The sequence below is a fragment of the Pseudomonas sp. MH9.3 genome (assembly GCF_034354675.1).
Lineage (GTDB): Bacteria > Pseudomonadota > Gammaproteobacteria > Pseudomonadales > Pseudomonadaceae > Aquipseudomonas.
Map to the genome: position 1 here is coordinate 3,842,969 of NZ_CP133785.1, position 20,226 is coordinate 3,863,194.

At 59.4% G+C, this 20,226-nt stretch carries 8 protein-coding genes and 1 pseudogene; 7 read left to right on the forward strand and 2 right to left on the reverse strand.

Features of this window, described 5'->3' with window-relative positions:
- The first annotated feature begins 87 nt into the window (after positions 1-87).
- The 7 genes from pgaA to RHM60_RS17145 all read left to right on the forward strand — a co-directional run bounded on the left by pgaA (position 88) and on the right by RHM60_RS17145 (position 17,211).
- Positions 88-2,568 carry a poly-beta-1,6 N-acetyl-D-glucosamine export porin PgaA gene (gene pgaA, locus RHM60_RS17115; RefSeq protein WP_322212265.1) on the forward strand — a complete coding sequence of 827 codons (2,481 nt, stop codon included), beginning with the start codon at positions 88-90 and terminating at the stop codon, positions 2,566-2,568.
- Positions 2,569-2,580: 12 nt separating this feature from the next.
- Positions 2,581-4,578 (forward strand): poly-beta-1,6-N-acetyl-D-glucosamine N-deacetylase PgaB, encoded by a 1,998-nt coding sequence (gene pgaB / locus RHM60_RS17120; protein ID WP_322212266.1) that lies wholly within the window; start codon positions 2,581-2,583, stop codon positions 4,576-4,578.
- Positions 4,579-4,580: 2 nt separating this feature from the next.
- A complete protein-coding gene (gene pgaC / locus RHM60_RS17125; protein ID WP_209987029.1) occupies positions 4,581-5,912 on the forward strand; it encodes a poly-beta-1,6-N-acetyl-D-glucosamine synthase in 1,332 nt (443 codons plus the stop codon).
- A gap of 11 nt (positions 5,913-5,923) precedes the next feature.
- Positions 5,924-6,421 (forward strand): poly-beta-1,6-N-acetyl-D-glucosamine biosynthesis protein PgaD, encoded by a 498-nt coding sequence (gene pgaD / locus RHM60_RS17130; protein WP_231423632.1) that lies wholly within the window; start codon positions 5,924-5,926, stop codon positions 6,419-6,421.
- A 590-nt stretch (positions 6,422-7,011) separates the two neighbouring features.
- Entirely contained in the window at positions 7,012-8,730 is a 1,719-nt protein-coding gene (locus tag RHM60_RS17135; protein WP_269325507.1) for a ShlB/FhaC/HecB family hemolysin secretion/activation protein, read from the forward strand.
- A gap of 31 nt (positions 8,731-8,761) precedes the next feature.
- The gene (locus RHM60_RS17140) at positions 8,762-16,750 is read left to right on the forward strand and encodes a DUF637 domain-containing protein (protein ID WP_322212267.1); all 7,989 of its coding nucleotides are present in this window, start codon (positions 8,762-8,764) and stop codon (positions 16,748-16,750) included.
- Positions 16,747-17,211, forward strand: coding sequence for a hypothetical protein (locus tag RHM60_RS17145; protein ID WP_322212268.1), 465 nt, complete (start codon positions 16,747-16,749; stop codon positions 17,209-17,211). The genes RHM60_RS17140 and RHM60_RS17145 overlap by 4 nt, the downstream gene beginning before the upstream one ends.
- Before the next feature lie 523 nt (positions 17,212-17,734).
- Here RHM60_RS17145 and RHM60_RS17150 read toward each other — a convergent pair.
- Together RHM60_RS17150 and RHM60_RS17155 are read right to left on the reverse strand one after the other, a co-directional pair.
- Positions 17,735-17,949 (reverse strand): annotated as a pseudogene (locus RHM60_RS17150) (RNA 2'-phosphotransferase); the annotation flags it as partial.
- Positions 17,950-19,376: 1,427 nt separating this feature from the next.
- On the reverse strand, positions 19,377-19,634 hold the full coding sequence (locus tag RHM60_RS17155; protein WP_231423649.1) for a hypothetical protein: 258 nt from the start codon (positions 19,632-19,634) through the stop codon (positions 19,377-19,379).
- Positions 19,635-20,226 lie beyond the last annotated feature (592 nt).

The following is a 20,226-nucleotide window of genomic DNA, read 5'->3' on the forward strand; positions in this document are numbered from 1 at the left end:
TAGGCCGCGTCAGTGGACGCCGCACCCTGAAGCGCTTTGCTCAGGACACCTATCGTTACGCTTTCCGTGTGTAAGGAAGCTCACGATATGTTGCGAAACCTACCACTCAGTGCCTCAGGCCGGTTGCGTCTGCTGATCGGGGTCGCCTTGTGCAGCCAATTACTGATGCCCGCTTTTGCCTCGGCCGACCCGGCCTATGACGCGCTGATCATTCAGGCACGCAATGGCAACTTCACCCCCGCCCTGACCCAGCTGCGCCAGTTGTCCGCCGAACGCCAGACGCCCGGCCAGGTCAGCGATCACCTGATCATCGCCGCGTGGGCCGGCCAGGATGCCGAAGTGCTCAAGGTGTACGAAGCCCAGGGCAAAAATCGCAACCTCAGTACCCAGGCACTTGCCACGGTGGCGCGTACCTACCGCAACCAGAAGCAGTGGGCCCAGGCCGAAGCGGTGTATCGCCAGGCGTTGCTGCGCGAGCCGAACAACATCGACCTGCAACTGGGCCTGGCCCTTACCCAGGCCGACGGCGGCAAAGCCACCGAAGCCGTGCAGCGCACCCGCGCGCTGGTGGCGGCCAAGCCCGAAGACCCGAACCGGCGCATGGCCCTGGGCTACGCGCTGGCCCGCGCCGGTTTGAACTACGACGCCCTGTTCGAATTCGACCAGGCCTTCACCCGCGCCGGCGACAAACCTGAAGTCGCCCGCGAATACCTCATCGCCCTGCAACAGGCGCGCCTGCCAGAAGCTGCATTGCGCCTGTCGGCCCAGCGTCCCGGCCTGGTGGACGCGGTCACCCAGCGCCGTCTCGAAGGCGACCTCGCCGCCGAGCGCGTGCGCCTGGCCGAGTACGCCACGCGCTCCGAGAAAGAGCGCTACGTGGTGGCCGACCGCGCGCTGCAGGACTACGACCGACTGATCACCCGCTGGGCCCCGGACGCCAGCGCCCGCGACGACGTGGTGCGCTGGCGCATCGACCGCCTGGGGGCGCTCAAGGCCCGCGCGCGCACCGCCGACGTGGTGCGCGAGTACGAAACCCTCACCGCTGAAGGCGTGCAATTGCCCACCTATGCCCTGCGCTGGGTGGCCGGTGCCTACCTCGAACAGCGCCAGCCCGAACGCGCCCAGACCCTGTATCGCCAGGTATTGACCGCGCCGGATGCCGACGCCAGTTACCGCGTCGACGACAGCACCGCGTTGTTCTATGCCTTGCTGGAAAGTGACCAGGTGCAGCAGGCGCGTGACGTCGCCGCGCAATTGGCCAACGAACAGCAACCACGGGTCGAACTCAAGGGCCTGCCCATCGGCAACCCCAACGACAACTGGATGGACGCGCAGCAACTCTCCGCCCAGGCCGGCACGTACGGCGGCGACCTGCCGGGCAGCGAAAGCGGTCTGGAGGCCCTGGTGGCCAAGGCCCCCGGCAACGTCGGCCTGCGCCTGGCCCAGGCCGACATGTACCGCGCCCGTGATTTGCCTCGGCGCGCCGAAAGCGTACTCAAGGAAACCGAGGCCCAGGCCCCGCGCGATATTGGCCTGGAAGTGTCCCAGGCCTACACCGCGATGGATCTGCAGGAGTGGCGCCAGCTCGATGTGCTCACCGACGATGTGCTCGCGCGCAACCCGGACAACCGTCAGGTGCAGCGCCTCAGCCGTTTGCGGGACGTGCACGACATGGCCGAACTGCGCGTGGAGGCCTACACCGGCAAAAGCTTCGGCGGTGGTCCCAACGAAGACGCCGGTGCCGCCACCGGCAGCCGCGACTGGGGCATCGAAAGCGTGATCTACACGCCGCCCATCGACGAAGACTGGCGCCTGTTCGCCGGCGCCGGTTATGCCACCGCAGACTTCACCGAAGGCACCGGCCAGCACCGCTGGCAGCGCGTGGGCGTGGAGCGGCGTACCCGCGACATGACCATCGAGGCCGAGGTGTCCAACCATTCCTATGGCGATGGCGCCAAGCAAGGCGCCGCCGTGTCGATTGCGCGCGACATCAACGACAACTGGCAATACGGCGGCAGCCTCGGCTACCTGCTCAGCACCACGCCGCTGCGCGCACTCAACGACGGGGTCACGGCCAACGGCGGCAGTGGTTTTATCCGCTGGCGTGCCAATGAAAGCCGCGAGTGGAAACTGACCCTCAGCCCGTCCCATTTCAGCGATGGCAACGACCGTTTCGAAGCCTTGCTCAGCGGCCGTCAGGGCCTCTACAGCGCGCCGCACGTGCAAGTGGACCTGGGCCTGGAAGTGGGCGCCAGCCGCAACAGCAAGCAGGACGTGGTGTATTTCAACCCCAGGTCCGACCTCACGGTGCTGCCCGTGCTCAACATTAACCATGTGCTCTATCACCGCTACGAGACGCAGTGGAGCCAGCAGTTCCAGATCGGCGCAGGCACCTACAGCCAGCGCGATTACTCCACCGGCGGGGTGGGGCTGGTCGGCTACGGCCAACGCTTTCGCTGGAACGACGTGCTGGACGTCGGCGCCAACCTGAGCCTGATCAGCCGCCCCTACGACGGTGATCGCGAACGCGATCTGCGCCTGCTCGTCGACCTTACCTACCGTTTCTAAAAGAGCCCGACCATGACCGTCCTTAGCCGTTGCTTGTTGGTCCTGGGTGTAGTGCTGGCCAGTGCCTGCGCCCAGCAACCCGCGCCATTCACTCCACCCGCCGAACGGCCGACACCGGCCAACGAAGCGCCGTGGCCGAAAAACCATTTCCTGGGCATCGCCTACCACGACGTCAGTGACCGCGATCCCGACCAGACCGTGGTGGCGGTGCGCACCGAGCGCCTGATCGAGCAACTGGCCTGGCTGCGCGAGAACGGCTACCAGGCGGTCAGCGTCGATCAGATTCTGGCCGCGCGCCTTGGCGGGCCGGCCTTGCCGCCCAAAGCCATCATGCTCAGCTTCGACGATGGTTACGCCAGCTTCTACACCCGGGTGATGCCGATTTTGCGCGCTTACCATTGGCCGGCGTTGCTGGCGCCGGTGGGCTACTGGATCGATACGCCGCTCGACAAGCCGGTGGACTTTGCCGGCGCGCCACGACCGCGGGGTGAATTCCTCACCTGGCAGCAGATCCGCGAAGTGTCCCAGTCGGGCCTGGTGGAAATCGCCGCGCACACCGACAACAATCACAAAGGCATCCTGGCCAACCCCCAGGGCAACCTGGAACCGGCGGCGACGTCGATGCGCTACGACCCGGCGACCGGCCGCTACGAAACCGATGCCCAGTTTCAGACACGGATGCGCGCTGACGTCGCGGCCATCAGCCAGAAAATCCGCAGCGTGACCGGCAAGGCGCCACGGGTGTGGGTATGGCCTTATGGCGCGGCCAAGGGCACGTCCCTGGCGGTGGTCGGCGAGCAGGGCTACCAGATGGCCCTGACCCTGGAAGACGGCCTCGACAGCCTGGGCAACCTGATGGACAGCCCGCGCTTTCTGGTGGCCTCCGACCCGGACGGCGAGCACTTCGCCAACAGCATTGTCGCCGTGCAGGCCAAGGCGCCGATGCGCGTGCTGCATGTGGACCTGGACAACGTCTACGACCCGGACCCAGCCCAGCAGGCGCGCAACCTCGACCAGTTGGTGCAGCGCGTGGTGGACATGGGCGCAGGCACCGTGTTCCTGCAAGCCTTCGCCGACCCCAAGGGCGACGGCCTGGTGCATTCGCTGTACTTCCCCAACCGCCACCTGCCGGTGCGCGCCGACCTGTTCAACCGCGTCGCCTGGCAACTGCGCACCCGCGCCCATGCCAGCGTGTATGCGTGGATGCCGGTGCTGAGTTTCGCCCTCGACCCCAAGCTGCCGCGTGTTACGCGGTGGGATCCGCACACCGGCCAGGTGGCCACGGACGCCGATCAATACAAACGCCTGTCGCCGTTCGACCCGCAGGTACGCAGGCTCATCGGTGAAATCTACGAGGACCTGGCGCGCAACAGTGCCATCGACGGCGTGCTCTACCACGACGACGCGGTGCTGACGGATTTCGAAGACGCCAGCCCCGCCGCGCTCAAGGTCTACGCCGCCAACGGCTTGCCCGGCAACATCGCCGCGTTGCGTGCCGACCCGGCCGTGATGCAACGCTGGACCCGCTTCAAGAGCCGCTACCTGATCGACTTCACCCAGGAGTTGACCGCCAGGGTGCGCGCCATCGGCGGCCCGCAGGTGCAGACCGCGCGCAATATCTTCGCCGAGCCGATGCTCAACCCCGACAGCGAAGCGTGGTTCGCGCAGAACCTCGACGATTTCCTCCAGGCCTACGACTGGACCGCACCCATGGCCATGCCGTTGATGGAAGGCCAGACGCTGAAGCAATCCAATGCCTGGCTGGAGAAACTGGTGGCCACCGTCAAGGCCCGTCCGGGTGCGCTTGAACGCACCGTGTTCGAGCTGCAGGCCAAAGACTGGCGGACCCAGGCCGCGCCGGATATCGACGGCGCACAGATGGCGCAATGGATGGGCGTGCTCAAGCGCCAGGGCGTCACCAGCTTCGGCTACTACCCGGACAACTTTCTGGAAAATTCCCCGGACCTGAACACGGTACGTCCGGCCCTTTCCAACCAATGGAACCCTTGACCATGTTCGACAGAATCCTGGCTTTATTCGTGCTGGCGCTGGTGCTGGGCGTGCCCCTGGGCCTGATCTTCCTGGTCACCGGGCAGTTCCTGATGGACTTCGTGTTTTTCTACCCGCTGTTCATGTCGGCGCTGTGGATCGCCGGCGGTCTGTACTTCTGGCTGCACTGGGAGCGCCACTGGCCATGGGAAGAAGACACCCCCGCGCCGACGCTGGCCGGCAACCCGCTGATCTCGATCATCATCCCTTGCTACAACGAGGGCGATAACGTTGGCGAGACCATCCACGCCGCGCTGGACCAGCTGTACCCGAACATCGAAGTGATCGCGGTCAACGACGGCTCCAAGGACAACACCGCTGCGCTGCTCGACGCGCTGGCCCTGCAACACCCGCGTTTGCGCGTGCTGCACCTGGCGCAGAACCAGGGCAAGGCCGTGGCCCTGCGCATGGGCGCAGTGGCTGCGCGCAGCGAATACCTGGTGTGCATCGACGGCGATGCGCTGCTCGACAAAAACGCGGCGGCCTACCTGGTCGCGCCGATGCTCGACAACCCGCGCCTGGGCGCCGTCACCGGCAACCCGCGCATCCGCACCCGCTCGACCCTGATCGGCCGCGTGCAGGTGGGCGAGTTCTCGTCGATCATCGGCTTGATCAAGCGCACCCAGCGGGTGTTCGGCCGGATCTTCACGGTATCGGGAGTGGTGGTGGCGTTTCGCAAGAAGGCGCTGGACCGCATCGATTACTGGAGCACCGACATGATCACCGAGGACATCGACGTCAGCTGGAAGCTGCAACTCGATCACTGGGCGATCTTCTACGAGCCGCGTGCACTGTGCTGGATTCTGATGCCCGAGACCGTCGGCGGCCTGTGGAAGCAGCGCCTGCGCTGGGCCCAGGGCGGCGCCGAAGTGCTGTTCAAGAACATTCGTGGCATCTGGCAATGGCGCCATCGCTACCTGTGGCCGCTGCTGTTCGAATACTGCCTGTCCACCGGGTGGGCCTTCACCTTCATGCTTTCGGTGATCTTCTGGGGTGTGGGCAAATTCATCCCGCTGCCCCAGGCCATCGCGGTCGACTCCCTGATGCCGCCGGCGTTTACCGGGCTGGTGCTGGCGATGGTGTGCCTGCTGCAGTTCGCCGTGAGCATCCTGATCGACCGGCGTTACGAAAAGGACCTGTGGAAAACCCTGTTCTGGACCGTGTGGTACCCGATGGTGTTCTGGCTGGTCAGCCTGTTTACCACGCTGGTCAGCTTTCCCAAGGTGCTGTTCAACCAGCACCAGAAACGCGCGCGCTGGGTGAGCCCGGACCGTGGCATCAAACCAATTGAATAAGGAGGCGTGACATGAAACTTGTCAGAACTCGCCAGCATGCCGTGATGTGGCTCATCGATGTGGCGCTGACCCTGCTTGCGTGGGGCGGCCTGGTCTGGCTGCTGGCGCGCGGCATCGACGCCATGTTGGAAACCCATGGCGGACCGCGCATCGAAGCGCCGATCTTCGCCGCGCTCAATACCCTGCAGATCTACCTGTGGATCGCCGTGTTCAACGCGTTGATCCTGGTCAGTTGGGCGCGTTACCAGCAACGCAAGGGCCGCAAGTTCGCCCAACGCCGCGCCCAGGCCAATGCGCTGAGCGACCAGCACCTGAGTGAAAGCTTCAACCTGGCCGAGGGCGACCTCGAGCAACTGCGCAGGCCGGGCGTGCTGGTGATTCACAACGACGAAGAGGGCGGTGTGGGCGAAGTGAAATCCCACGTCTCCCGTGACGTGGAGCGCTCGCCGCCGACGCTGGTGCCGGGGCAGGAAAGAAACCGCGACGTGCGCGGAGCCACCCGCCAATAAAGATCCAAATGGGGGGAGGTGGCTTGTCCCAAAGCCATAGGCGAGCGGGCCTGTCGTGGCGAGCGGGCTTGCCCTAATGCCGTTCAGTCAAGCGCAGATTCCCTGTGGCGAGCAGGCTTGTCCTGCTTTGTGCTGCGCAGCAGCCCCAAAGCCAGGCGCTGAGCCGTATCAGGTATACCGCGTTTTGCTTGATTGGGGGCGCTTCGCACCCCAACGCGGGGCAAGCCCGCTCGCCACAACACGTACCCTCCCAGAGTAATCAGCACAGCTGAATCACCTCTGCAATTGCCATTTATGCGATCCAATTCACACTCCCCTCGCGAACTTATCGGCATCCTTCGGTACTAAGCCCTAGCTCGGCAATTTCATAATGGCTATTTAGTGGCAGTCATTGGTTATCAGCCGATTCATAATCAAAAGCGTATCCGTCTGTCGGAATAATCGTTTCAGTCACGGCACGATTACGTTTTTTATTTTTATTTATCAAGATGTTGCAACTCTGCCGGTGCCGCGTGCCGTCAAATCCCATTCATTGGATTGACGCCGCTTCGATGGTAGTTTGCCGACCCTTGATTTTCGATGGATCGAACATGTCCTTATCGCCCCGGATTCGGTTGTTGCTGTGCACCCTCCTGCTCTCTTGTATGAGCCAGAACAGCGCGTTCGCCGCTCCCACGCCTGGGGATCAAGACCTGATCCGCGATCGGCAGAACCGCCTGCTCGAAGAACAGCAGCGGCGCCTGCAGGAACTCAAGGACCTGCCCGGCAAAGAGGCCAAGCCTGATGCTCCGGCCGCGCCCGCCGACAGCCGTTGCTTTCCGATCCAGGACATCGAGCTCAAAGGCGCCGACAGCCTGCCCGCCAGCGACCGCGCCATGCTGCTCAAGCCCTACCTTGGCCAGTGCCTGGGCGTGTCGCAGCTCAATGAACTGCTCAAGGTCATCACTGACTACTACATCGCCAAAGGCCGCGTCACCAGTCGCGCCTACCTGCCGCAACAAGACCTCTCCAGCGGCCACCTGCAGGTGCTGGTGGTCGAAGGCAAACTCGAAGCCCTCAAAAGTGCCGAAGGCAGCACGGTGACCGACCGCGAGCTGGCCATGGCCTTTCCCGGCAAACTCGGCGAGCCGCTGAACCTGCGCGAAGTCGAGCAACTGGTGGACCAGCTCAACCGCCTGCCGTCCAAACAAGCGCAAATGGAACTGACCCCCGGCCAGCAGATCGGCGGTAGCGACGTGGTGGTCAAGAACACCCCGCAAAAGCCCTGGCGCGCCAGCCTGTCGCGTAACAACGATGGCCAGAAGAGCACCGGCGAGCAGCAATGGGGCGCCGGCCTTGAGTGGGACAGCCCGCTGGGCCTGGCCGACCAACTGATTCTGCGCGGCGGCCACGACGCGATCAGCGACCACCAGAAAACCTCGAAGAACACCATGCTCTACTACAACGTGCCGTGGGGCTGGTGGAACTTCAGCTACACCTACAGCGAGAGCGACTACCGCACCTTCGGCGTGACCGACAATTTCAAGTTCAAGCAGGACGGTGACAACCAGAACCACCAACTGCGCGCCGAGCGAGTGATCCACCGCGATGACGTGAGCAAGACCTCGGTCAACGTCGGCCTGGCGCACCTGCGCACCAACAACTACATCCTCGACGTGCGCACCGCGCCCAGCAGCAACCGCCTCAGCGAACTGCAACTGGGCATCAACCATGGGCGGCGTATTGGCACCGCGTTCGTCAACCTGGACCTGGGCATGCAAAACGGCATCGGCCTGTTCGACGCCCAGTCCCAGGAGGAACGCGACCCGCTTGGCCGGCGCCAGCCCAATTCGCGCTACCGCAAATACACCGCCACCGTCAGCTACCTGCAACCGTTCAGCCTGTGGGGCGAGTCGTTCAGCTTCAGCAGCCTGGCCACCGGCCAACGCAGCGAAGACATCCTGTTCTCGCCGCAACGCATGAGCCTCGGCGGCTCGGCCTCGGTGCGCGGCTTCAAGGACCAACTGCTGACCGGCGACAGCGGCGGCTACTGGCGCAACGAAGTGCGCTGGGCACGCCCGGTGACCCTCGACTGGATGCGCCCGGCTTTTGCCGAATATGGGGCCAGTGTCGGCTACGACCAGGGCGTGATCACCAACGACCGCTACAACGACGACAACCACGGCCGGGTGTCCAGCAACTCCCTGGAGCTGTTCGCCCGTGGCAAAAACGTCAGCACCAGCGTGACCTTTGCCCACTCTTTAGAACGACCTGGCGTCGTCACCGAGCGCGAAGCGCCGATCTACTTCCGCCTGGATTTCTTCCTGTAATTAAACGCCCCGCTGCAACGAGAATTTTGAAATGGATGTTCGCCAATTTGCCTTCCTGGCCCGCCAACCTTCTGCTGCCCTGAAACGCCGAGACGCGTTCCTCGGCCTGCCCAAGCGCGGGCTGGCGCTGATCCTGGCCAACGCGCTGTTCTGGCAGCCGTTGCTGGCACAGGCCGAGGGCATCGTGGTGAGCGCACCCGGCACCACGGTCGGCCAGGCGGGCAATGGCGTGCCCGTGGTGAACATCGCCACGCCCAATGGCGCGGGCTTGTCCCATAACCAGTACAGCGACTACAACGTCGGCCCCAACGGCGTCATCCTCAACAACGCTAATGGTGCGGCGACCAACACCCAATTGGGCGGCTTTATCGTCGGCAACCCGAACCTCAAGGGCGGCGCGGCCAGCGTCATCCTCAACGAAGTCAATGGCGGCAGCCCCAGCCAGTTGCGCGGTTACACCGAAGTGGCGGGGCAATCGGCCAAGGTCATCGTGGCCAACCCTTACGGCGTTACCTGCAGCGGCTGCGGCTTTATCAACACGCCCAACGTGACCCTCACCACCGGCAAGCCGGTGCTCGACGCAAACGGTCAACTGCAGCGCTACCAGGTCGACGGCGGCGCCGTGACCATCGACGGCGAAGGCCTCAACGCGAGCAACGTCGACCGCTTCGAAATCATCACCCGCACGGCCAAAATCAACGCGCAGATCAACGCGCGTGAGCTGAACGTGATCGCCGGTCGCAACGACGTCGACGCCAACACCCTGAACGCCACCCCGCGCGCCGACGACGGCAGCGCCAAGCCCGAGCTGGCCATCGACTCTTCGGCCCTGGGCGGCATGTATGCCGGTGCAATCAAACTGGTGGGCACCGAAGCTGGCGTGGGCGTGAAGCTCGACGGCACCCTGGCCGCCAGCGGCGGCGACATCCAACTGGACGCCAACGGCCGACTGAGCATGGCGCAGGCGGCCGCCACCGGCAACGTCAAGGTCACCGCGCAGTCGGTCGACCTCACCGACAAGGTCTACGCCACCGGCAATGTGCAGGTGACCAGCGCCCAGGCCCTGGTCAACCGCAAGAGCATCGCCGCCGGCCAACGCATCGACCTCACGGCGGCCAACCTCACCAACGCCGGCATCATCGAAGCCGGCGTCGCCCCCGACAACAGCCGCAACAGCAGCGGCGATCTGACGATCAACGCGCAAACCGTCAACACCAGCGGCAACCTCCTGGCCAGCCGTGCACTGGCGATCACCGCCGCGCAGGCGCTGACCAACCAGGGCGCAATCATCCAGGCCAAAACGGTCAACGTCAGCAGCGCCAGCGTCAGCAACCAGGGCGCCACCGCGCGTCTGTTCGGCGAGCAGGCGCTGGTGGTCGACGCGCCGGCCATCGTCAACCTTGGCGGTTTGATCCGCTTTGGTGACGGCCAGGCCGCCACGCTCACCAGCGCAAACCTGGACAACCGCCAGGGCCGCATCGAAATGTCCGGCGGCAGCCTGGCGCTCAACAGCACCGAGCTAAACAACAGCGGTGGGCAAATCGTCGCCAGCCAGGTGACGGTGAACGCAGGCAATCTGAACAACCAGAACGGCGTGCTGCTGGGCAACGCGCTTACGGTAAACGCCGGCAACATCGACAACAGCCTCAAGGGCCTGCTGCAAGCCGACAGCGGCGTACTTAACCTCAACGCCACCAACGCCTTCAACAACAGCCAGGGTTTTGCACAGGCCGCCACTGACCTCAACCTCACCGCCGGCACGCTCAGCAGCAACGCCGATGGCGTGTTGAGCGCCAACACCGGCACGCTCACCCTCGCCGTCGCGCAACAGCTCAACAACGCCCTGGGCCGCTTGCAGGCCGGGCAGGGCAACGTGCAACTGGGCGCCGCGAACCTGGACAACCAGAGCGGCGTGATCACCGGCAAGCAACTGCTGCTGAATGTGAGTGGCGGGCAGATCGACAACCGTGGCGGCCGCGTGCTGGGTGACCAACTCGACGTGCGCGCCTCGGGCCTCGACAACCGCGCGGCCGGCCTGCTCGCCGGTGGCGCCCAGGGCGTGAGCCTGCTGCTCAAGGGCCCCGGCCAGTTGCTCAACGCCCAGGGCCGCATCCAGAGCGAAGGCCTGCTGCAGCTACAAGGAGAGCGCCTGGACAACAGCGCTGGCATCCTGCTCGGCAACAGCGTCGAAGTGACCGCGCAAACCCTGAACAACAGCAGCAAGGGCGCGCTGGTCAGCAATGGCGGTGATATCACCTTCAACGTCAGCGACCTGTTGACCAACGTCGACGGCGTCATCGATGCCGGCGAGCGCAGCGTACTGGTCAAGCAACTCACCACCCTCAACAACAACGCCGGCACCCTGCGCGGCAAGCGCCTGGACATCGCCGCCCAGCACCTGAACAACGACGCCGGCCAACTGCTGGCCGGCAACCAGGGCCTGAGCTACAACGGCCAGGACGTGAGCAACCGCAAAGGCCTGATCCTCAGCGGCGGCGCCCTGACGGAACTGAACACCGCAACCCTCGACAACCAGGGCGGCACGGTGCAAGGCGACACGCTCAACGTGACCGCTGCCAAGGCCGACAACAGCGGCGACGGCCTGATGGCGAGCCTGGTGGGCGACCTGCAATTGACGGTCCAAGCGCTGGTCAACACCGGCGGCAAGCTGTTCGGCAAAGAGCAGGTGACCGTCAGCGGTGCCACTCTCGACAACAGTGGCAACGGCCAGATCAGCGGCAACCGGATCGCCCTGACCTCACGCGACACCCTGAACAACCGTGGCGGCCTGATCGAAGCCAACCAGGGCCTGACCCTCAGCGGCGGCAACCTCGACAACAGCGCCGGCGGCCAACTGCGCGCGCTGGGCGGGGCGAGCAGCAGCCTCAACCTCAGCGGCGCGGTCAACAACCAGAACGGCGCCCTCGAATTCGGCAGCACCGCCTTCAGCCTCGATGCTGCCAGCCTGAACAACCAGTCCGGCCAGGTGCAGCACGCGGGCCTGGGCCTGTTCCACCTCAACACCGCCAGCCTTAGCGGCAGTCTGGGCCGCATCAACGGCATGGGCACCGCCGATTGGGCCTTCGGCAAGGTCGACGGTTTGGGCAGCGTGCAGCTCAACGAAGCGCTCACCTACAAAAGCGCTCAGGGCCTGGCCCTCAAGGCGGGCGACCGCCTGGCCAGCGGCAAGGGCCTGGTGCTTGACGTAGCCAGTCTGGACAACGGCGGCGAACTGCTCAGCGACGGTGACCTGAGCATCACCACCGGTGGCGACATCACCAACAGCGGCCGCGTCTCGGCCCTGCAAAACCTGACGGTGACGGCCAATAACCTCAGCCAGAACGGCGGGCGTCTGGCGGCCGTCAATACGCGGCTTAACCTGAGCGGCACCCTGGACAACCTCGGCTTCCTCACGGCGCGCCAGCAGCTGGATATCGCCGCCGCACAGCTCAACAACCGTGGCACCCTCGGTGCCCAGGGTGCGCTGAACCTCACTGCCGTCAACGGCATCACCAATGCTGCCGATTCGCTGTTGTTCAGCGGCGGCGACATGACCCTGCGCAGCAATGGTTTCAGCAACCTCTATGGCGATGTCTACAGCAAGGGCAACTTGAGCTTCGCCGCACAGGATGGCGGGCGTGCCGTGCTGTTCAGCAACCGCTCCGGCACCGTGGAAAGCGAAGGCTCGATCGGCATCAATGCAGGCTTTATCGAAAACGCCAAAGATGAGTTCGAACTCGGGCAGACGCTGACCACAGGCAGCTTGAGTTGGGTCTGTGGCCAGCACTGCGGTGAGAAAGACAGCTGGGAAAAAGGCCTGATCACCATCTACGAGACGTACCTTGAGGCGGCGACCAAAGATTCGGTGGCGGCGCGCCTGGTGGCTGGCAAAAACATGCTGCTGCAAGGCGACAATGTGCAGAACCGCTACAGCCTGATGGCTGCCAATGGCGACCTGAGTATCACCGCCGGTGACCTGCTCAACCAGGGCGCCGCCACGCGCACAGGGCAGCGCAAGATTGTCGTCAGCACGCCAGGTCGCATTTCCGACGATTTGTTTGAAAGCATGCAACATGTCGACGTTCCCGCTTTTAATGCGGCCACGGCGGCTGGGCATTTCGATAAGGCGCGCTTCGAAGAGCTGAAAAACCGCTCACCCAATAGCTTTCCTTTCGCCTACATAAGCGACGTCACCACCTGGACCGACAACAGCGGCCCCGGCTACGACGCCACCCTGCAAGCTGGCGGCACCGTCAACCTCAACGTCACCCGCACCCTGCAAAACGGCACGCTGCACGACAACACCCTGGCCCAACTCACCGGACGCCTGGGCGATGACCAGACCGGCATCCCGGTCGGTGGCATCAACATCAACCTGAGCAAACACGCCAACGACCCAAGTGCCCAAGCAGCCGGCAGCGTATTGCCAGTGGCTGCCGTCGCCCCCGGCGGCGGCTTCGTGCCCGTGGACTACACCGGCACCGCCTTCGCCCCGGTCGATCCCACCACCGCGCCGAACTTCCAGCTGCCCAAGGGCGAATACGGCCTGTTCGTCAAAAATCCCGACCCGACCAGCCGTTATCTGATCGAGACCAACCGCGAGTTCACCTCGCTGTCGGGCTTCTTCAGCTCCGACTACATGCTCGGCAAACTCGGCTTCACCGGCGACAACGCCTGGCGCCGCCTCGGTGACGGCCAGTACGAAACCCGCCTGATCCGCGACGCCGTGCTCGCGCAAACCGGCCAACGCTTCCTCGCCGGCGGCCTCTACAGCGACGCCGACCAGTTCCGCTACCTGATGGACAACGCGCTGGCCAGCAAGGATGCCCTGCGCCTGAGCCTGGGCGTCACCCTCACCAGCCAGCAAGTCGGTGCCCTGACCCACGACATCGTGTGGATGGAAAACCGCGTTATCGACGGCCAGACCGTCCTGGTGCCCGTGCTTTACCTGGCCCAGGCCGAATCGCGCAACGTGCGCGGCAACAGTCTGATCCAAGGCCGCGACCTCAACCTGGTCACCGGCGGCGACCTCATCAACGTCGGCACCCTGCGCGCCAGCAACAACCTCACCGCCGCCAGCCGTGGCGGCAGCATTTACACCGGCGGCCTCGTGGAAGCCGGCAATAACCTGAGCCTGCTGGCCGACGACAGCATCCGCAACGCCATGGCCGGCGAAATTCGCGGCAAACAAGTCAGCCTCGCCGCCCTCAAAGGCGACATCACCAACGACACCACCGCCATCCAGGTGCGTGACGGTGCCGGCATGCGCACCCTCACCGACACCAGCGCCGGCACCATCGTCGCCCGCGAAAATCTCGCCATGGACGCCGGCCGCGACCTCACCAACCGAGGCGCACTGGTCGCCGGCAACGACGCCACCCTGCGCGCCGGCCGCGACCTCAACCTGATCGCCGCCAGCGACACCAGCGTCAAACACGAGATCCGTGACGGCGGCGAAAAATCCAGCATCACCACCGACGTCAAAAACCTCGCCGCCAGCGTCACGGCGGGCGGCAACCTGACGATGAAAGCGGGGCAGGACGTCAACATCATCGGCAGCAGCGCCACCGCCGGCAAAGACCTCACGGTCGAAGCCGGACGCGACTTCAACGTCGCGTCGGTCAGCGACATGCACAACGTCGAAGGCAAGGAGAAACACGGCAAGAAACGCATCAAGACCTCGGACGACCAGACCACCCAAGTGGCGAGCGTACTGACGGCGGGTGGGGATTTTGTCAGCCAGGCCGGGCGTGACACGACGATTGTTGCGAGCAAGATCAGTGCGGGGAATGAGGCTTATCTGTATAGCGGGGATAAGTTGAGTTTGTTGGCGGCGCAGGACAGTACGCACACGTTGTATGACATGAAGGAGAAAGGAAGCTGGGGCGCTAAAAAGGCGCAGATGGATGAAGTTACTCGTACCACTCAGGTAGGTACCGAGATCAAGACGGGTGGCAACCTAGTTCTGAAAAGTGGCGGCGACCAGTTGTACCAAGTCGCCAAGCTCAACAGCGGTAAGGACATGATCCTCGATAGCGGCGGTGCAGTCGTCTTTGAAGGGGTAAAGGACCTGCACGATGAGAGCCATACCAAAAGCAAAAGCGACCTCTCCTGGTTCAGTGCCAAGGGTAAAGGAAACACCGATGAAACCTTGCGTCAGAGCGAGTTGGTTGCCCAAGGACAGCTTGTCATTAAGGCCGCCGAAGGCATTCGTATCGATGTTAAACAGGTCGATCAGCAGACCGTAAGCCAGACCGTTGATGCGATGGTCAAGGCTGATCCTAATTTAGCCTGGCTCAAGCAAGCTGAGGCACGTGGCGACATTGATTGGCGCCAGGTGAAAGAGATTCACGAGAGCTTCAAGTACGACAACTCAGGGTTGGGCGCCGGTGCCAAGATTGCGATTGCGATCATGATGGCGGCGATTATGGGGCCGGTAGGATTCGGGTTGCAGGGCGCCACCCTAGCGGTGAGCACCAGCCTGAGTACGACGGCAGTCACCAGCACCATCAACAACAAGGGCAATTTAGGTGCAGCGCTTAAGGAAACGGCCAGCGCCAATAGCCTGAAAAGCGCAGCAGTCGCTGGGTTTACGGCGGGTGCCCTTGAGTATGCCGACACCAACTGGTTCGCTGGTGCTGACGGCGCAGGTGCAGGCACAACTACCGTCCAAGGTGTTACCCCAAGTACGGGCTCAACCTTGGCGGTTACTAACTCTTCCAAAGATATTTTCACCTGGACGTCAGCGGGTGATATCGCGCTGCGTACGGGAGGCCGGGCGGTAATCTCTAGCGGGATTTCAACGGCCGTCCAAGGTGGAAGTTTCGGCGACAATTTCAATGCTGCCTTGCTGGGAGAGGCTGGCAACGTTGCCATGGCTACCGGGTTTAATTGGGTGGGTGATTACGTCACGTTCCCTAATGGGAGTCCTCAGAAGATTATTGCGCATGCTTTGATGGGGGGATTGCTGGCTGAAGCGACGGGCAGTGATTTCAAAACTGGGGCTGCGGCTGCAGGATTGAACGAAGCGTTAATTAATCAGTTAGCTTGGGCAGCCCAAGATAATAAAGACATCATGTTAATGCTTTCACAGCTGACCGGTTTGGTGGCCGCGGCTGCGGTAGATGGCGACCTGGAAAAGGGCGCACAGGTAGCACAAAAGGCGACTACGTTTAATTACTTAACCCATCAAAAATTTGATGAAGTCAGAGATTGCATATCGGGTAGGACCTGCTCGACAGACGCTGAAAAAACTGCTGCGAAAACAGAGGCTGAAAGACTAAGTAAGTTTTTGGATGACGAAATGAACGATATATGCTCCAAAAACCCCGGTAGCGATAGCTGCCGGACGGCAGTGAGCTCTGCAATAAAGTATACTGCTATTAAAGATGCATGGAATGTGATGCACGAAGACGTTGAGCGCTCATCAAAAAACACATTCGATTATTTATATAATACCGAGGAAGGAAAAGGCTCCTTTGTATCCTATTTCAATACAATTGATAATCGAGCAAACTTTTTTAGTGCCAGTGATACCTATGAACATCAATTGGGTATTGGTGCAAAATGGTTTGGAGGCGCAGATACTGTTTCGCGTGCACCTATTACCGGGCTGGGGGCGGACGGGAATGCGTCATATTTGACCTTTGGAGCGGGATGGGCGTTAGCACCTGTGTATGACTGGCGCAAGGCGGCAGGAGATGCTCTTATGGCTGGCGGTTACGATAACTTTAAAGCCCTTTACGATAAAAAGGCGACCGACCCAGTAGCGTGGGATATAAATCAGCTAAAAAATGAGCAGGCAACTCTCCAGCCTATTCATGAAGCATACTTGCAGGATCATACGCGGTTTGTAGAACTGACCAAGGAAGCCACCAGCGTCGATGGTTTTATGAAATATATCCCTTTTGTGGAAACCCAGCGCATAGAGGGTGGTGTTGATATCTTGGATTATAAGTCAAGAGTTAAGTTTGGATGTAAGTTGCTCGGTTATTCAGCAAGCCAAGGGTGCGCGCCATGAGTGTCAAGAAATACCCGACAATAAAAATATTTTTCGTATTTTTATTTTGTCCTTTTCTCGCAGGTCTAATCATAGGGCCAATTTCTCTTATCATTATGCTGATAGGTCTGTTTAGTGATGCTCGTTTGCTGGGGCAAGTCAGAGGGGGAGAAGCGTTTTCAATCCTGTTGACTGCTCCGTTTTTTACGCAGTTAGTGTTTTTTATTCCTTCCCTTGTATTTGCATGTTGTATAAGTTTTTTTAAGCCAGCTAAAACTTTTAAAGCTTGCCGGAATGTTTCGATCTGCGGAGCTGTGGTTGCTTCGTTTTGGATGTTTTTGGCGGACTTTTACTTGCTTCGTAATAGTTATGATTACAGCTTTGTGGACAGCGTGCTTCCTGCTTCAATTGCTTTTTTTGGAAGCGCGTTAATCACCGGACTGTTATCGTTTTGGACTTTCCCGAAATATTCTCATAGTTAAATTTGCAAAGGCGGGAAATAAAAACTATGAAGGCTCTGTAGAGAAGGCGAGAAAATAAACAAAATGAAATTATCTAGTCCTAAAAAGCTTGTTGATATGAATAGTTTTCTGCCCCTCGATGGTGAGAGTAGTATTGAAATACTTTATGAAGGAACAGAACTGATCATAAATTTTTTTTGAGCCCGATGATGGGGGTTCCGACGAAAAAAAACGTTTCGATTTAAAAAGGCAAAATACTTTTATAAGTTGCCGTTCCCTGGGTACAGCCCCTTTAGCTGTTCAAGTGATGAAGGCATAGAGCTTCTTAATTGTTTGGTCGAGTATGGTTGCTCAGAGATGGTAGATATAGATAAAGAAAAGTCTGGTATCTCCGATTATACTCATTATAGATTGTTTTTCCATTCTGTAGGTGTCGCTGTATATGTGATAGCTAAAACTTTTTCTTTGGAGTGAAAAGATTTACTCTGAGAGTTAGGTGTTCGGTAAACCTAAGCTATAAGGTGCGTGTATCCAGACCGTTATGCTAGATGGAGCTTCCTTGTTCCTGCATAATATATTGTGGCGGAACGTGGGTTGTTAGCCATATACCATTTTCAGCTAGATAAAAAGCTAAGCCGTTTTGATGCATTTTTAGAGAGTCAATTATGAGGTCACAGGTTTTCCGTATCTCTGTCCAACGGCTAATGCTGTGCTTTTATCTTTTGTTAAATGTACATGATGGCGAGATCCGGAAATTAATAGTGCTGCAGGAGAGAAAAAGTTATTAAACCAAAGTCCAGATTACAGGCATTTTCATTGCTATTGATTTATGTGGTTTTTTTGTTTTTTTTGATAGGGGTTATTGGAAAGTTTATAGGTTCGCTGGTTAGTTATTCAAAAATTGGAGTTTGGAATTTTGGTTGGGCTGATATTGCAGATCTGTTTCCGGGTGTTTTCGCTTACGCGATCCCTGTTGGGATAGGCATTTTGACGCTGTCATGGATGAAGAAAATTAAATAATATATCCTTTTATTCCCCCTTTTTATTGAATGGAAGAAAATTGTGAAAGTTTATATATGGTTACTGATCTTATTGTTGGTAGCCTTAATTGGCTGCGCACCTTCCCGTTCCAATTGGGAAAATGGAATGAACCTCAGGGTAGGTACTCAGTTCGATTCCCACCTTTACAAGCACTGCACACGAGGATGTGGCGACTCATATTGGTCGCCTGTAAATAATAAGCGGACGTTTGATAAGGTTGTTGATGAAAGCAGAGGCAAGCGGTATTACATAACCTGGATTAGGGATTGTCGATATTCGGTTTTTGTCGCTGTCGATCGGTCAATAAAGTCATGGAGGTACGAAACCTCTAACGTAAAAGGATGTTATGTATTTTAGCTGCTTTCTGAAGCGGAGAAAAAGCATGAGCGAAGTTATCGTCGCAATGGTATTTATGTTTTTGGTCGCGGGATGCGCGCCCTCGCGCTCAGTGTGGCTGTCCAGTAAGCATAGATGGATCGGGTCCAGCTTTGATTCTCACGTATACAGCATTTGCTCCAGCACGCCACATACATGTACTGATCCGTTTTGGTCTCCCGCCAACAACGATAAAACGTTCGATAGGTTAACAAAGGAAAGCAGCTTTGCACGCTAATCTATAACTTGGGCCAGAGATTGCCGCTATTCGGTACTTGTATCGCCCGAAAGTAAGATAGTCTCATGGCAGCATGAAACTAGTTACCTTGAAAATTGTTATATATTCTAGAATGAAAAAGGAGAGTTTTATTTTAATTTGAGTTGATAGTAGAAAGTGGTTTAATAAATCTGTCCGTTTTGTTTGGTTTTCCTTGCAGTTGCAGAGTTGAAGGTTGGGCATTAATGTACACACGATATGATCATAGCTAATGATCTTGAGAAGAAACTGTCCGCAGATTTCGACGTATTCAGCATTTCTAAATTTGCGTTTGAAATTTATCAGCATCATGGGTAAGAAATTACTCATCCGGAAGATCGAATACTTCTCTCATTGATGGCAATGGAAGAAGGGAAAGCGTTTGAGCTGACTAAGTCTGAATTCTTAGATCTGATTTCAGAGCTCAGAATTCCGGGATGAAAAAAGGGACGAATTTATTTGGTTGTACTGCTCACGCATAAAACGGGCGACACTACGGCCGCCCGACTTTCACTCAGACCGGATCCGCATTAAGCCCGCGACTGATCACATCCAACACATCACACCCATCGCGCAGCGGAGTTGCCAGCAACTGCGCAAAATCTTGCAGCACCACCGCATCGCTGCTCAATTGATCGCGAAACGCCAGGTTCTCCAGCAATTGGGTAACAGCGCGGATGCGGTATACGGCGGCGTCGTGGAGTACATCCAGCGGTGCCTGGGTGTCGATAATCAGCGCTGGGACGGTGCAGTCGTGGCCGGTAAGAGGCATGTATCTATTCATGTGAAGTCTCGTTTTGATGGTATGAAAGCCATCACCCCATCGTCGCCAAACGAGTCAGGTGGCAGCTGTGCGCAGGTTGGCGAACCGGAAACGAGTAACCGGCAGACCCGAAGGTCTCCCGCGCACAGCCGCCATAACACGACTTTGCGGGTGCAAAAATGCCTGCAAAAAAACGCAGACCGTTTTTGCACTCGTTTACGGATCGCCAAATCCCATCGCTCTGTTGAGCGACGGCGGGACTATAAGCCGCCCGATCAAAACCGCGCAAGGCATCAAAGGCCGCGTCACGGGACTTCCACTATTTGCGACCCGTTTCACAATCCCCCCAAGAACTTTTCCAACCTTCCCGGTACTAATCTATCTCGACGGCAGTTTGCTGGCTAAATAATGGCAACTAATCATCAGCCCGCAAACAAACTGCCCTCAATACAGCTGCCGCTTGTCGGAATAACGCGTCCAACAACCGGAATTTCATCTTTACGCTGATGTGAAGTTGTTATTAGTCAAAAAATTGCGTGCCCAGTCGCTCGGCCCTGCACTCAACCCGGCAAGTTCGATGCCTGTGTGCCACCCAATAAGT

What these genes read in the sequence shown, in the direction of transcription:
- pgaA (WP_322212265.1), top strand. Translation starts at nt 88, where the DNA reads ATGTTGCGAAACCTACCACTCAGTGCCTCAGGCCGGTTGCGTCTGCTG.
- pgaB (WP_322212266.1), top strand. Translation starts at nt 2,581, where the DNA reads ATGACCGTCCTTAGCCGTTGCTTGTTGGTCCTGGGTGTAGTGCTGGCC.
- pgaC (WP_209987029.1), top strand. Translation starts at nt 4,581, where the DNA reads ATGTTCGACAGAATCCTGGCTTTATTCGTGCTGGCGCTGGTGCTGGGC.
- pgaD (WP_231423632.1), top strand. Translation starts at nt 5,924, where the DNA reads ATGAAACTTGTCAGAACTCGCCAGCATGCCGTGATGTGGCTCATCGAT.
- RHM60_RS17135 (WP_269325507.1), top strand. Translation starts at nt 7,012, where the DNA reads ATGTCCTTATCGCCCCGGATTCGGTTGTTGCTGTGCACCCTCCTGCTC.
- RHM60_RS17140 (WP_322212267.1), top strand. Translation starts at nt 8,762, where the DNA reads ATGGATGTTCGCCAATTTGCCTTCCTGGCCCGCCAACCTTCTGCTGCC.
- RHM60_RS17145 (WP_322212268.1), top strand. Translation starts at nt 16,747, where the DNA reads ATGAGTGTCAAGAAATACCCGACAATAAAAATATTTTTCGTATTTTTA.
- RHM60_RS17155 (WP_231423649.1), bottom strand. Translation starts at nt 19,634, where the DNA reads ATGCCTCTTACCGGCCACGACTGCACCGTCCCAGCGCTGATTATCGAC.